At 58.1% G+C, this 675-nt stretch carries 1 pseudogene; it reads right to left on the bottom strand.

The window, feature by feature from the left end:
• A pseudogene (locus tag A3730_RS11385) lies at nucleotides 1–481 on the bottom strand (serine/threonine protein kinase); the annotation flags it as partial.
• Between the last annotated feature and the right edge of the window lie 194 nt (nucleotides 482–675).

Genomic DNA, 675 nt, shown 5'->3' with positions numbered 1-675 from the left:
CCGCATAGCTGGGGCGGGAGACGATCAGCAGGCGGCCGTCATTGGAGCTGTACATATCATCCACGTACTGGTGATGACCTTCGCCAATGAGCACGCGAATCCCCTGAAAGAACACCAGATCCAGTGGGTTCATGGCAATTGCCTTCTCCCGCTCGGTCTGGTCCGGTATGCCATTGATGCGCCCCAGTCGCTTGTAGGTGCTGGCATCAATCACATCGACCATGCCTTCCCAGTTATTGCCCACGAAAATGACCTTGCGCGGGCCATCTGGCTCGGTAGCCGGGTTGTCAGGGGATTCGTCCGCCGGCGCTTGCGGCTCCGCCACCTCCCGCTCTGCTTCCTGCGCCGGGCTACTGGCGGCGGGCGCATCACTGCTGCCACCCCCACCACACCCTGACACCAGCAAGGCGGTACTCAAGGCGATAGCACCCAAAGCACGGGGAAAGAACGGGATCTCGAAAACCGGTTGGCGCAGCAGCATGGCGATTCCTCAATAAGCCTGTTGTTGTGGATATAGAGCTGTCGATATATCGCTGCCCACAGGTTAATTGAGACGATCGTACAATCTAAATGTACTTTCCTTGTTGTTATGTAACGTATTACGCCGGACGCCCGGTGCCAGAGGCCCGACATAAAAAAGCCACCGCGAGCCCGTGGCTCGCGGTGGCTTTTTGT

The organism is Alcanivorax sp. HI0044 (genome assembly GCF_001634945.1).
The sequence above is the reverse complement of the archived record's forward strand: the minus strand, read 5'-3'. Positions and strand labels throughout refer to the sequence as shown.